Below are 13,668 nucleotides of genomic sequence, written 5' to 3'. Positions count from 1 at the left end.
ATGCCGACATAGTCCCACATGAAGCGGCGGATTTCCTTCCAGTTATGCTGGACGATGACTTCCTCGTCGCTGTTGGTGACGCGGCTTTCGTCCCAGGGGCGGATGGGCGGGGGCGGGGGCAGGCTGTCCCAATTAGCGCGGATGTGACGGGCCGCCGCCTCGCCGAACACGAAACATTCGAGCAGCGAGTTGGAGGCGAGGCGGTTGGCGCCGTGCAGGCCGCTCTCGCTTACTTCGCCGGCGGCATAGAGGCCGGGCAGGTCGGTGCGGCCGTCCAGATCGATGATGACGCCGCCGCAGGTATAATGTTGCGCGGGCACGACCGGAATCGGCTCCTTCGTGATGTCGATGTCGAGATCGAGCAGGCGCGCGTAGATGGTCGGGAAGTGATGCTTCACGAATTCGGGGTCTTTGTGACTGATGTCCAGATGAACATAATCGAGCCCCAAGCGCTTGATCTCATGGTCGATGGCGCGGGCGACGATATCACGCGGGGCCAGTTCCGCGCGCGGGTCGAAGCGGGGCATGAAGCGCTCGCCGGTGCCGGGGATCTTCAGATGCCCGCCTTCGCCGCGGACGGCTTCGGTGATGAGGAAATTCTTGACTTCGAGGTTGTAGAGACAGGTCGGGTGGAACTGGTTCATCTCCATGTTGGAGACGCGGCAGCCCGCGCGCCAGGCCATGGCGATGCCGTCCCCGGTCGCGCCGCGCGGTGCGGTCGAGAAAAGATAGGTGCGCCCCGCGCCGCCGGTGCAGAGGATCGTGGCTTTCCCGAGCAGCGTATCGACGCGCTTCGTTTTCTTGTTGAAGGCATAGACGCCCCAGACATGGCCGTCGCCCGAATAGCGCTCGCCATGGCGGGAGGTGACGAGGTCGATCGCGACCATATCCTCCATCAGCGTGATGTTGGGGTTGGCGCGCGCGGCTTTCAGCAGCGCAACCTGCACCGCATGGCCGGTGGCGTCGTCGACATGGATGATCCGGCGGTGGCTGTGGCCGCCCTCGCGGGTCAGGTGCCAGCGCTCGCCGAACTCCTCGCCGCCGTTGAAGGGGACGCCCAATGCGGCGAGCCGCTCGATCGCGGCGGGCGCTTCGGAGACGACGAACTCGACGGTCGCGCGATCATTGAGGCCGGCGCCCGCGACCATCGTGTCATGGACATGCGCCTCGAAACTGTCGCCGGCGTCGAGCACGGCGGCGATCCCGCCCTGCGCCCAGTTGGTCGAGCCGCCATCGAGCGCGCCCTTGGCGAGCACCAGAACCTTGCGATCCTGTGCCAGATTGATCGCGGCAGTAAGCCCGGCCGCGCCGGAGCCGATGATGATGACGTCGTGGAGGGTGGTCATTCTTATCTTATTTTCTTTACTCCCCTCCCGCAGGCGGGAGGGGCTGGGGGTGGGTCTGCGCAAGCATCGCTCGAATGTGCGAGACGACGCCTTCAAGATTCGTCATCACATCGTCATTGCCGATGCGCAAGATTTGGAAACCTAGCGAGCGGCAATAGGCGTCACGTCGAGCGTCGTGATCGATGCTCAGATCGTGGCTGGCACCATCAAGTTCGATGATCAGCTTGAGTTCGCGACAGAGAAAATCGGCGAAATAAGGTCCGACAGGCATTTGTCGGCTGAATTTATAGTCCAGCTTGCGGCTGCGCAGGCATTGCCAGAGGAGTTGCTCAGCAGCGGTCGCATCGTTCCGCAAGCTCTTTGCCCGAGACGTATTGCGTTGCTTGAAGGGGCGTGCTTGCCCACCCCCTAGCCCCCTCCCGCCTGCGGGAGGGGGAACTGTGTTGCTTTCATCCCTCACGCATCCGCCGTCAAATTCAGGAACACATCCTCCAGGTCAGGGTCGCGGGTCGATACATCGACGATCGCCAAGCCGCTCGCCTGCACCGCGCTCAGCACCTGTCCCGCGTTGGCGCGGTCCTTGCTGTAGGTGATGGTGAGGGTGCGGTCGTTCGACAGCTCGACCTTCTCGAAGCAGGGCGCGTCAGGCGCCGCCGTGAGATCGCGGTCCACCGTCACCACCACGACCTTTTCCTGCGCCATGGCGATGAGTTCGCGGGTCGGCTTGTCGGTGATGACGCGGCCATGGTTGATGATGCCGATGCGATCGCAGAGCTGCTCGGCTTCTTCGAGATAATGGGTCGTCAGCACGATCGTCACGCCCATGGCGTTCAATTCGCGGACATAGGCCCAGAGTTGCTGGCGCAGTTGCACGTCGACGCCCGCGGTGGGTTCGTCCAGCACCAGGATGGGCGGCGAGTGGACCATAGCCTTGGCCACCAGCAGCCGGCGCTTCATGCCGCCCGAGAGGGTTCGGGCATAGGCATTGGCCTTGTCCTCCAGATGCACCGCGCGCAGCAGCTCCATCGATCGGCGGCGCTCCTTGGGCACGCCATAATAGCCGGCCTGGTTCTCCAGCGTCTCGAACGGGGTGAAGAAGGGATCGAAGACGATTTCCTGCGGGACGATGCCGATGCTGTTTTTGGCATTGCGCGGATGCGCGTCGATGTCGAAGCCCCAGATGCTGACATCGCCCGCAGTCTTATTGACCATGCCGGCGAGGATGTTGATCGTGGTCGATTTGCCCGCGCCGTTCGGCCCCAGCAGCCCGTAGATTTGGCCGCGCGGGATGGAAAGGTTGATCCCGTCGAGCGCGCGCTTGCCGCCTTTATAGACTTTGGTGAGGTCGCGGATTTCGATGGCGGCTTGAGGGGTTGCGGATGGGCTATCAGTCATGGCTGATATCTATGGGGATCGGGGCGCGGGATGGGAAGGGGCATCGTCGACCTGCCGGAACCGGACGACGCGACAGCCGAAGTTCACACCGTCGTTGGGCTTCGGGCGCACGAAGCGCTCGGGAAGCGATCGCGACGCCACCGCGAGGCGACAGTGGCGCGCCACATGCGTTCCGGCAATGCGCCATGTATGCGACATCGGCGCGCCGCGCAGGCGACGGGGTCGCGACAGGATCGCGCCGGCGAGGCGACACCTTCATGGCGCCACGCGGGGCGCGGGGCGGCGGGAAGGATCGGGGGCGAAGGGATCGGCCAGGCGCGCGGCGTGAAGCGCCAGCGCGTTAGCCCAGGCCCGGTCGAAGGCCGTGCCCGCGAGCCGCTGACGCAGGCGATACGCGCTGGACCGCGACATGCCTACCAACCTTGCCGCGCGGGCGACGCTACCGGTGTCGAGCAGCGCGGCGAGAAAGGCGCGCTGCCTGTGCGGCGTCCAGTAGGCGCGGATGGGAGTGACGGACGCCGCGGGTGCGGCGGGGGGATTGGGGTAGGGGTGCTGTGCCATCCGATAGGGTGGATCAGAAAAGGCGCGTGTAGGAAAGGGCGAGGTTGGGGTTTTGCCGCTTTATCTCGTCTCGGGGCAGCTTTTCGGCGAATTGGAAAGAAGACGCTCGCCCAACCCTCTCCCGCGAAAAGCGGGAGAGGGCTATGGGCTAAAACTGCTCGGCAATATCCATCAGCCCCAGCAGTTTCTTCGGTGCGATCTGGCGCCAGCTTGCGCGCAGTCGCTCCGCGATGTGCTCCCAGTCGGTGTCGCCCAGGTCGAGGCGGATGCCGACCCAGTCGTTGCCGAAATAGGCGGGGCGGTAATAGCGGTCGGGGTCGGCTTCGATCAGCGTCGCCTGTTCCTCCGGCGCGGTGGTCTTGACGAGGACGGCGGTGATGCCGTCGCCATGATGGTCGCGGGTGAACCAGCCAAACTTCTTGCCCTTGACCACGCCGAAGCAGGGCATGCCGTGCGAGAGCGTCTCTTCCGCCTGGGGCAGGGCGAGCGCGATTTCGCGAACCTTGTTCAGCAGCCAGTCGGGCTGGCGCTCGCGCGTGACGAAGTCGGCGAGGGTGCGGGCGTAGAGCTGATGCTCGGCGATGAGGATGCGGGCGGCGAGGGTGTCGGCGGTGTCGCCCGGCAGGATCGCGACCGGGGTCTGGCCCAGCACCGGGCCGTCGTCCAGCTCCGCCGTCACGATATGGACCGAGCAGCCGGCCTGGGCATCGCCTGCGTCGAGCGCGCGCTGGTGGGTGTCGAGGCCCTTATACTTGGGGAGCAGGCTGGGGTGGATGTTGAGCATCCGGTTCTCCCACCCCGCGACGAATTCGGGCGAGAGGAGGCGCATATAGCCCGCGAGCGCGACATAATGCGCCCCGGCGGCGCGCAGCTCGCCGTCGATGATGCGGTCGAACTCGGCGCGTTTCAGCCCCTTGTGGCTGTAGGCGAAGGTGGGGATGCCTTCTGCGGCGGCGAGGGCCAGGCCGGGGGCTTGCGGATCGTTGGCAGCGACCAGCACGATCTCGAACGGGCAATCGTCAGCCTTCGCGGCGTAGAGCAGGGCCGCCATGTTGGACCCGCGGCCGGAAATCAGGACGGCGACTTTTGCCTTTTGCATCAAAACCTCCGTTCGGTTCGAGTATCCTGAGCTTGTCGAAGGGCGAGAACCCTGCACGCCGTTCTCGACAAGCTCGAACCGAACGGGGGTGGTGTAAGCTTTAGCCCAGATGCGTCGCCGACCAGTCGGCCTTCGCGCTCCACGTCTCGATGCTGCCCTTCACCGTGCAGCCCTTCTCGCCTTCCTCCACCGCGCCGATGGTGAAGACGGTTTCGCCCGCATCCTCCAGCGCGTGGATGACGGCGGCGACATGAGCTTCGTCGACGGCGAGCACCATGCCGACGCCGCAGTTGAAGGTGCGCGCCATTTCTTCGGGCTCGATATGACCCTGCGCCTGGAGGAAGGCCATGAGGCGCGGCTGGGGCCAGGCGTCGGCGTTGACCACGGCATGGCTGCCTTCGGGCAGCACGCGCGGAATGTTTTCGAGCACGCCGCCGCCGGTGATGTGGGCGAGCGCGTTGACCATGCCAGCGCGCACCAGCGGCAGCAGGCTCTTCACATAGATGCGCGTGGGGGCCATCAGCGCGTCGATCAGCAGCACATCCTGATCGAAGATCGCCGGGCGATCGAGCTTCCAGCCCTTGTCGGCGGCGAGGCGGCGGACCAGCGAATAGCCGTTGGAATGGACGCCCGAAGAGGCTAGGCCGAGCAATATGTCGCCCGGCTTCACGCGGTTGCCGGTCAGCGCCTTCGCGCGCTCCACCGCACCGACGCAGAAGCCGGCGAGATCATAGTCGCCATCGGCATACATGCCCGGCATTTCGGCGGTCTCGCCGCCGATCAGCGCGCAGCCGGCGATCCGGCAGCCTTCGGCGATGCCGGCGATGACCCGCTCGGCGACGCCGCTTTCCAGCCGGCCGGTGGCGTAATAATCGAGGAAGAAGAGCGGTTCGGCCCCCTGCACGATCAGGTCGTTGGCGCACATGGCGACGAGGTCGATGCCGACGCCGTCATGCCGGTCATGGTCGATGGCGAGCTTCAGCTTCGTGCCGACGCCGTCATTGGCGGCGACCAGCAGCGGATCGTCATAGCCGGCGGCCTTCAAGTCGAAGAAGCCGCCGAAGCCGCCCAGATCGGCCTCCGCGCCGGGGCGGCGGGTGGCCTTCGCCAGCGGGGCGATCGCGCGGACGAGGGCGTTGCCGGCGGCGATGTTCACGCCGGCCTTGGCGTAGCTGTAGGATTCGGTGTCGCTCATGGGGCAAGCGCTCTAGGGTAATGTGCCCGAAAGGGGAAGGGCGGGGGGCTTAAGACTCTTCGTTCCCCGGCGCAGGCCGGGGTCCAGTTCCACGGTCCGAACTGGGCCCCGGCCTGCGCCGGGGAACGGTTGGGTAAAGCTGGGGCCAATCTCTCCTTCACGCTTGGCATCGCAGGCAATTGCCGCCAAAAGGGCGCGCGTGAGCCTTAGCCTGTCCCGATCCTGGTCCCTGTCCCCCGCCCTGCTGCGCCTGCTGTCCCGGCCGGTTCAGATCGTGCTCGCCATCGGCATCGGCCTGATCGCCGCGGCCCTGTTCGCGCAGATGGAGGGCGAGCGGGGCGTGCCGCCGATCGCCAGCGGCGGGGATTTCGAGGTGCGCGGGGTCAAGGTGGACGTGGTGGCGAAGGATGCCGACAGCGCCCGCTATGCCGGCTGGCGCATCGCGCAGCGGCAGGCATGGCGGATGCTCTGGACCCGCACCCATGGCGGGGCGGGCGCGCCGGGCCTGTCCGATTCGCAGCTGGAAGGCATGATTTCGGGCATTGAGATCGAGAGCGAGCAGATCGGCCCCAACCGCTATGTCGCGACCTTGGGCGTGATGTTCGACCGGGCGCGGACAGGCGCTCTGCTGGGTGTGAGCGGCAATGTGATGCGCTCACCGCCGCTGCTGGTCATCCCGGTGCTGTGGGACGGCGGCTCCGCCGTGTCCTATGAGCGGACCAATGAATGGCAGAAAGCCTGGGCGCGCTACCGCACCGGCGACAGCGCGATCGACTATGTCCGCGTCGCAGGCTCCATCGCCGACCCGATCCTGCTCAATGCCGGGCAGACCGGGCGGCGCGGGCGGTTGTGGTGGCGGGTGCTGCTCGACCAATATGGCGCCGCCGACGTGGTGATCCCGATCGCGCGGCTGGAGCGCGCCTTTCCCGGCGGGCCGGTGACCGGGCGCTTCACCGCGCGCTATGGCCCCGACAACAGCCTGATCGGCAGTTTCACGCTGCGCGCCTCCAACGACAGCGGCATTCCGCAGATGCTGGACGAGGGCGCGCGGCGGATCGACGAGCTTTATATCCGCGCGCTCAATGACGGGCGGCTGCGGCCCGACCCCTCGCTCATCATCGAAGAGCCGGTCGATCCCGATGCGCTGGAAATCGAGAATGCGACCGACGCGCCGATCGAGGCGATCGACGTGCCGGTGCTGCCGGCGGCGGGCACAGCGAGCTTCTCGATCCAGTTCGACACGCCCGATGTCGGATCGATCGGCGCGGCCGAATCGGCGGTGCGCGCGGTTCCGGGGGTGCGGTCGGCGGCGACCAGCAGCCTGGCGCTGGGCGGCACGTCGGTGATGCAGGTGAGCTTCGAGGGCACCGCCGACATGCTGCGCACCGCCTTGCAAGCGCGCGGCTACAGCGTGGCGGCGTCGGGCAACACGCTGCGCATCAGCCGCAGGCAGGCGGCCCCGGCGGCGCAATGAGCCAGATCAGCCTGCCCTTCGACTGGCAGGGCGATGCGGACGGCGATTTCCTGGTGAGCGACGCCAACCGCATTGCCGTCACCCATCTGGAGCGGTGGCGCGACTGGCCGCTGTCGGTGAGCGTGCTGACGGGACCGCCGCTGTCGGGTCGCACCACGCTGGCGCGCCATTTCGCGGCGATGAGCGGCGGCGCGGTGATCGATGACGCTGAAGGGAGCGACGAGCATCGGTTGTTCCATGCCTGGAATGCAGCGCAGACGGCGCGGCGGCCGCTGCTGCTGGTGGGGCAGACGCCGCCCATGACCTGGACCGTGGCCCTGCCGGACCTTAGATCGCGCCTCGCCGCCGCCCCCCATGTCGCCATTGCCGAGCCGGACGAGGCGCTCGCCCGCGCGCTGATCGCGCGGGGGTTCGATCGGGCGGGGGCCGGCTATGCGGCGGACGTGTCCGACTGGCTGCTGCGCCGGATCGAGCGCAGCTATGGGGCGATCGCCGCGGTCATCCGCCTGCTCGATCGCGCCGCTTTGTCATCCGGACGCAAGATTTCCATCGCAATGGCGAAAGAGGCTCTGCAAAGCGCCGGCTTTCTGCCTATAGTCCCGCCCGATCCTTCCACCGACCAGCGCGAGTAATCCGTGGCCGACGCCGATCCCATCGCCAGCCTCACCGTACCCGGCGACCGCTATTTCAACCGCGAGCTGTCCTGGCTGGCGTTCAACCAGCGAGTGCTGGAGGAGGCGATGAACCGCGCCCATCCGCTGCTCGAACGGGTGCGCTTCCTGTCGATTTCGGGCGCGAACCTGGACGAATTCTTCTCCGTCCGGGTCGCGGGCCTCAAGGGGCAGCAGTTACAGGATGTCGATCTGCGCTCGGCTGACGGCCTCACCCCGGCGCAGCAATTGGGTGCGATCACCGAGGCGACCGCCACGCTGATGCGCGCGCAGCAGCAGGTGTGGGGCGCGCTGCACGGCGAACTGACGCAGGTGGGCATCGAGGTGATCGGGCCATCGGCGGAGATCGATATCGGCTGTGCGCAATGGCTGCGCGAGCATTTTCTGACGCAGATTTTTCCGATCCTCACCCCCCAGGCGCTCGACCCGGCGCATCCCTTTCCCTTCATCCCCAATCAGGGGCTATCGATCGTCTTCGATCTGGAACGTCTGTCCGATCAGCAGCCGATCCGCGAGCTGGTGATGATCCCGCCTTCGCTCGCCCGCTTCGTGCGGGTGCCGGGGGAGCCAGCGCGCTATATGGCGCTCGAAGCGGTGATCCGGCGCTTTTCCGCCGACCTCTTCCCCGGATATAAGGTGCGCAACAGCGGCGTGTTCCGCATCATCCGCGACAGCGATATCGAGATCGAGGAAGAAGCCGAGGATCTGGTTCGCCATTTCCGCAGCGCGATCAAACGGCGGCGGCGCGGCCGGGTGATCCGCATGGAGATTGAGGAGCGCATCCCCGAGCCGGTCGAGGAGATGTTGCAGGACATGCTCCAGGGGCATGACGCGATCATCGAGGAAGTGGAGGGCTTCGTCGGCATCGGCGACCTCAGCGGCATTGTCGACGAGGATCGGCCGGACCTGAAGTTCGAGCCTTACGCCCCGCGCTTCCCCGAGCGCATCCGCGAATATGGCGGCGACTGTTTCGCCGCGATCCGGGCTAAGGACATCGTCGTCCACCACCCCTATGAGGCGTTCGACGTCGTCATATCCTTCCTGAAGCAGGCGGCGTCCGACCCCGATGTGGTGGCGATCAAGCAGACGCTCTATCGCGCCGGCAAGCAGTCCGCGATCATCCGCGCGCTGATCGACGCGGCGGAGGCGGGCAAATCCGTGACTGCCGTGGTCGAATTGAAGGCGCGGTTCGACGAGGAGCAGAACCTCCTGTGGGCCGATGCGCTGGAGCGGGCGGGTGTGCAGGTCGTCTATGGCTTCATCGACTGGAAGACCCATGCCAAGGTGTCGATGGTGGTGCGGCGCGAGGGCGAGCAGTTCCGCAGCTACTGCCATTTCGGCACGGGCAACTATCATCCGGTGACGGCGCGCATCTACACGGACCTCAGCTTCTTCACCGCCGATCCCGCCTATAGCCGCGATGCCGCCGCGCTGTTCAACTATATCACCGGCTATGTCGAGCCCAAGCGCCTCGAAAAGCTGGTGATGAGCCCGCGCGACCTGCGCGATCGGCTGTGCCAGTGTATCGAGGCCGAGATCGACCATGCCCGCGCCGGGCGGCCCGGCACCATATGGGCGAAGATGAACAGCCTGGTCGATCCGGCGATGATCGAGAAACTCTACGCGGCAAGCAATGCCGGGGTGCAGATCGACCTCATCGTGCGGGGCATATGCTGCCTGCGGCCGGGCGTGCCGGGCATGTCGGAAAATATTCGGGTGAAATCGATCGTCGGCCGCTTCCTGGAGCATAGCCGGATCGCCGTGTTCGGCAACGGCAAGGCGCTGCCCAATAACGGCGCGAAGGTCTATATCAGCTCGGCCGACTGGATGCCGCGCAATTTCGACCGGCGGGTGGAGTTCATGGCGCCGATCGAGAATCCGACCGTCCACGACCAGATATTGGACCAGGTGATGGTCGCGAACCTGATCGACACCGAGCAGAGCTGGACGCTGGACGGCGACGGCCATTATAGCCGGCTGGAGGCGGGCGAGAAGCCGTTCAACCTGCACCGCTATTTCATGACCAACCCGTCGCTGTCCGGGCGCGGCGCGGCCTATGACGATGGCGCGGTGCCGACGCTGCGCCTGCGCGGCCGGGCGTGATCGCGCGATGAATTCGATGCTGAGCCGGGTGCGCGCCGCCGCCGAGCAGATGGTGACATCGCCCGAGCCCGCCCATGCGCGCACCGCGATCATCGATATCGGCTCCAACAGCGTGCGGCTGGTCGTCTATGACGGGCCGCGCCGCATCCCCTTCATCCTGTTCAACGAAAAGGTGATGGCGGGTCTGGGCGCGTCGCTGGCGCGGACCGGCGCGATTGAGGCGGAGGCGATGGAGCGCGGCCTGCGCGCGATCGGCCGCTTCGCCCATCTGTGCCGGTCGATGAAGGTCGCCGACATACGCTGCGTCGCGACGGCGGCGGTGCGCGATGCGACCAACGGCGCGGACTTCATCGCCCGCGCCGAGGATATGGGCCTCTGCGTCGAGCTGCTGTCAGGCGGGCAGGAGGCGATCGGCGCGGCGATGGGCGTGCTGTCGGGCATACCCGACGCGGACGGCATCGTCGGCGATCTCGGCGGCGGCAGCCTGGAGCTGGCGCGGGTGCGGGGCGGCGCGGTCGAGCAGACGATATCGTTGCCGCTCGGCGTGCTGCGCCTGCCGCAGATCCGGGCGAAGGGGCCGCGCGCGCTGGAGCGGCTGGTCGCCAGCATGCTGGAGAAGGCCGGATGGCGGCCCGAACCGGGCCTGCCGTTCTACATGGTCGGCGGATCGTGGCGCGCGCTGGCGCGGTTCGACATGCAGCTGACCCACTTCCCGCTGCCGGTCGTGCATCAATATGAAATGACCGCCGCGCGCGCCGAGCAGCTGACGCGGATCGTGAGCCATGTCGACCGCGCGCGATTGAAGCAGATCCCGGCCATGACCGGATCGCGCGTGCCCACGCTGCCCGATGCGGCGGCTCTGCTGTCGGTGGTGGTGCGGCAGTTGAAGTCGAGTTGCCTCGTCGTGTCGGCCTATGGCCTGCGCGAAGGATTGCTGTTCGAGGCGCTGCCGCCCGAAATCCGCGCGCATGATCCGCTGCTGGTCGCGGCCGAAGCGGAAGGGGAAGCGCAGGCGCGCTTTCGCGGCCATGGCGACCGGATCGACCGCTGGATCGATCCGCTCTTCCCGGACGATGATCGGGCTATGCGGCGGATACGGCGGGCGGCCTGCCTGCTCGCTGACGTGAGCTGGCGCGCCAACCCTGATTTTCGCGCAGAGCGCGGGGTCGAGATCGCGCTGCACAGCAATTGGGTGGGCATTACCGTGGTCGAGCGGGCCATGCTGGGACAGGCGCTGCACAGCCATTTCGGCGGGGGGATGAGCGTGCCGCCGGGGCTGGACCGCATCGCGCCGGCCGATGCGTTGGGTCGCGCCGCGCTCTGGGGGCTTGCCATCCGGCTGGCGCAGCGCCTGTCGGGCGGGGTGGAAGCGCCGCTGGCCGTATCGCGGCTGGCGCGGACGGACGCGGGCATTACGCTGCACATGCGCGCCGAGGATGCCGAGCTTTATGGCGAGGCTGTCGAGCGGCGGCTACGGAACCTGGCCCAGGCGATGGACCTGTCCTATGCGATGGTGACGGGGTAGGCTGGCAGTAGAGACTTTTGTTCCCCGGCGCAGGCCGGGGTCCAGGGTTCGAGGCGCTGCGCATGGGACTCTGGACCCCGGCGCGCGCCGGGGAACATCGTAAGTTGGATTATCCGTGCGCTTACTCGCTCGCGTTGCCCGCAGCGTTCGCCGCCGGCGCTTCGGCCGCATTGGCGGCGTTGCCCGCTTCCGCCGCATTCGCGCCCTCGGCGGCGGCGGGGGCCGCGTCGGCGGCGGGGAGGGGCAGGTTCGACCCCTGGGTGTTGAGCCAGGCGATGAGATTGGCGCGATCGGCAGGATTGCCCAGGCCCGCGAAGGTCATCTTGGTGCCCGGCGCGAACTCGCGCGGGCTCTTCAGCCACGCATCGAGATTGTCGAAGCTCCACTGGCCGCCCTTGCTCTTGAGCGCGTCGGAGAAAGCGAAGCCGCCCTTGCCCTGAGCGATGGCCTCGCCCACCGTGCCCCAGAGATTGGGGCCGATGCCGTTCGCGCCGCCCTGGTTGACGGTGTGGCAGGCGGCGCATTTCGCGAACACCTTTTCGCCCGCTGCGACATCGGCGCTGGCGAGCAGGGTGTTGAGGCCGGGGCCGCTGTCGCCGCCTTCGCCTTCGGCTTCCACGCCCTCGATGGCGTAGCCCATCTTCTCGGGCCGTTCGTCATGGAAATATTTGGAACTGACGATCGCGCCGCCCAGGGCGATGATGCCTGCAAACAAAGCCCAGCCCGCAACGGTATTGAAACGATCGCCCATCTCGCTCGATTTCCCTCAGCTTTTTCTTCTGGCGGCTGGCAGATGCGCCCCCTGTTGTGCGCTGCCATAATGGCGGAGGCGCGATGGTGCAAGCCGGGTTGAGCCCTATTGCTTGCACTCGCATCCACTTAATCCTAAGCGCACGCGCGCTTATGGAAAACTATCCCGCTCCCGCCCGCGCCATCGTCGCCGAGCTTAGCCAGAAGGCCGCCGCCGACCCGACACGCGCTGTCGCCTATCAGGGCGCGCCGGGCGCGAATTCGCATCTGGCGGCGCTCGGCTATGCGCCCGATTGCGTGCCGCTGCCCTGCTTCGCGTTCGAGGATGCGATCGACGCGGTGCGCAACGGATTGGCGGCGCGCGCGATCATCCCAATCGAAAACAGCCTGCACGGGCGCGTGGCCGACATGCATTTCCTGCTACCCGAATCGGGATTGGCGATCGTGGACGAATATTTCCTGCGTATCCGCCACTGCCTGATGGCGGTGGACAGCGTGGCGGTGAAGAGCGCGATCAGCCATCCGCAGGCGCTGGGCCAGTGCCGGCATTATCTGCGCGAGCGCGGCATCCAGCCCGTCGCCTATGCCGATACCGCCGGCGCGGCGGCGCTGGTGGCGGAGACGCGCAACCCCGGCGAAGGGGCGATCGCGCCCTATCTGGCGGCGGAGATTTACGGGCTGCGCCTGATCGCCGAGAATATCGAGGATAGCGACGACAATATGACCCGCTTCCTGGTGCTGGCGCGCGAGCCGAAGATGCCGCTCGTCGGGGTCGGCCCGGTCATGACGACCTTCCTGTTCGAGGTGAAGAACATCCCCGCCGCCCTCTACAAGGCGATGGGCGGCTTTGCGACCAATGGCGTCAACATGACCAAGCTGGAAAGCTACCAGCGCGGGGCGAGCTTCGCCGCGACCGAATTCTACTGCGATATTGAAGGGATGCCGGGCGACCCGGCGGTCGATCGGGCGCTCGCGGAGCTGGAATTCCACACCAAATGGGTGCGCCAACTGGGCAGCTATCGGCAGGCGCGGCCGCGCACCTGAGCGTGCGCGCGCAACCAAGACGGCTCATCCGCGTATATCCCGCCAGGGTCCATGCTGGACCTTCATGGGACATGGGAGCAAGACATGGCGCGTTCGGCCGAGAAACGGGGCAAGGAAGAAACCGCTGCGGCGGCGAAGAAGGTCAAGGCGACGGGCAAGCCCGCCGGCGGCGCGCGCGGCGGCATCACCGCGCCGGTGACGCCCTCGCCCGAACTCGCCGAGATCGTGGGCGAGAAGGATCTGCCCCGCAGCGAAGTCGTCAGCAAGGTGTGGGACTATATCAAGAAGCACGACCTTCAGGACGCTAAGGACCGGCGGCAGATCAACGCCGACGAGAAACTGGGCAAGATTTTCGGCAAGAAGTCGGTCAGCATGTTCGAGATGAACAAGCATCTCAGCCAGCATCTGACCGCGCCGAAGAAGGATTGAGCGGGACGAACTCCTGACCGCAGCGCCTCGAACCTGGACCCCGGCCTGCGCCGGGGAACACGGGGGTGAGCGTGGC

13 protein-coding genes are annotated in these 13,668 nt (G+C 66.7%); 6 read left to right on the top strand and 7 right to left on the bottom strand.

The features are described 5' to 3' along the window. From nadB to purM, 6 genes are all read right to left on the bottom strand, one after another. The coding region (nadB, locus tag V2B31_RS04790) for an L-aspartate oxidase (protein ID WP_328275887.1) at positions 1–1,346 on the bottom strand (1,346 nt) is incomplete at its 3' end. Positions 1,347–1,362: 16 nt separating this feature from the next. After that, positions 1,363–1,701: an endonuclease domain-containing protein gene (locus tag V2B31_RS04785; RefSeq protein WP_422247730.1), complete on the bottom strand. Its 339-nt coding sequence runs from the start codon at positions 1,699–1,701 to the stop codon at positions 1,363–1,365. 101 nt (positions 1,702–1,802) lie between these two features. Next, positions 1,803–2,741 carry an ABC transporter ATP-binding protein gene (locus V2B31_RS04780; protein WP_328275884.1) on the bottom strand — a complete coding sequence of 313 codons (939 nt, stop codon included), beginning with the start codon at positions 2,739–2,741 and terminating at the stop codon, positions 1,803–1,805. Between the two features lie 255 nt (positions 2,742–2,996). After that, positions 2,997–3,302, bottom strand: a complete 306-nt coding sequence (locus tag V2B31_RS04775) for a LysR family transcriptional regulator (RefSeq protein WP_328275882.1) — start codon at positions 3,300–3,302, stop codon at positions 2,997–2,999. Between the two features lie 148 nt (positions 3,303–3,450). Further along, complete coding sequence (gene purN, locus V2B31_RS04770) at positions 3,451–4,401, bottom strand: phosphoribosylglycinamide formyltransferase (RefSeq protein WP_328275880.1); 951 nt, start codon at positions 4,399–4,401, stop codon at positions 3,451–3,453. 100 nt (positions 4,402–4,501) lie between these two features. Beyond that, positions 4,502–5,596: a phosphoribosylformylglycinamidine cyclo-ligase gene (gene purM / locus V2B31_RS04765; protein WP_328275878.1), complete on the bottom strand. Its 1,095-nt coding sequence runs from the start codon at positions 5,594–5,596 to the stop codon at positions 4,502–4,504. 199 nt (positions 5,597–5,795) lie between these two features. On the opposite strand from purM, the gene V2B31_RS04760 reads away from it, so the two are divergent. From V2B31_RS04760 to V2B31_RS04745, 4 genes are read left to right on the top strand one after another with little or no spacing between them, the layout of a single operon-like run. Further along, positions 5,796–7,070: a heavy-metal-associated domain-containing protein gene (locus V2B31_RS04760; RefSeq protein ID WP_328275876.1), complete on the top strand. Its 1,275-nt coding sequence runs from the start codon at positions 5,796–5,798 to the stop codon at positions 7,068–7,070. Next, a complete protein-coding gene (locus tag V2B31_RS04755; protein ID WP_328275874.1) occupies positions 7,067–7,702 on the top strand; it encodes an HdaA/DnaA family protein in 636 nt (211 codons plus the stop codon). The genes V2B31_RS04760 and V2B31_RS04755 overlap by 4 nt, the downstream gene beginning before the upstream one ends. Positions 7,703–7,705: 3 nt before the next feature. Next, the gene (locus V2B31_RS04750) at positions 7,706–9,844 is read left to right on the top strand and encodes an RNA degradosome polyphosphate kinase (protein ID WP_328275872.1); all 2,139 of its coding nucleotides are present in this window, start codon (positions 7,706–7,708) and stop codon (positions 9,842–9,844) included. Positions 9,845–9,851: 7 nt separating this feature from the next. Beyond that, the gene (locus V2B31_RS04745; RefSeq protein WP_328275870.1) at positions 9,852–11,369 is read left to right on the top strand and encodes a Ppx/GppA family phosphatase; all 1,518 of its coding nucleotides are present in this window, start codon (positions 9,852–9,854) and stop codon (positions 11,367–11,369) included. A 121-nt stretch (positions 11,370–11,490) separates the two neighbouring features. Here the strand turns inward: V2B31_RS04745 and V2B31_RS04740 are convergent, their stop codons facing one another. Then, positions 11,491–12,120, bottom strand: a complete 630-nt coding sequence (locus V2B31_RS04740) for a cytochrome c family protein (protein WP_328275868.1) — start codon at positions 12,118–12,120, stop codon at positions 11,491–11,493. 152 nt (positions 12,121–12,272) lie between these two features. On the opposite strand from V2B31_RS04740, the gene V2B31_RS04735 reads away from it, so the two are divergent. Both V2B31_RS04735 and V2B31_RS04730 read left to right on the top strand, forming a co-directional pair. Further along, positions 12,273–13,163: a prephenate dehydratase gene (locus V2B31_RS04735; RefSeq protein WP_328275866.1), complete on the top strand. Its 891-nt coding sequence runs from the start codon at positions 12,273–12,275 to the stop codon at positions 13,161–13,163. Positions 13,164–13,247: 84 nt separating this feature from the next. After that, positions 13,248–13,592, top strand: a complete 345-nt coding sequence (locus tag V2B31_RS04730; protein ID WP_422247729.1) for an SWIB/MDM2 domain-containing protein — start codon at positions 13,248–13,250, stop codon at positions 13,590–13,592. Positions 13,593–13,668 lie beyond the last annotated feature (76 nt).

Origin of the sequence: Sphingobium sp. (genome assembly GCF_036170395.1) — a bacterium.
In the GTDB taxonomy this organism is placed as follows: Bacteria; Pseudomonadota; Alphaproteobacteria; order Sphingomonadales; family Sphingomonadaceae; genus Sphingobium.
The sequence above is the reverse complement of the archived record's forward strand: the minus strand, read 5'-3'. Positions and strand labels throughout refer to the sequence as shown.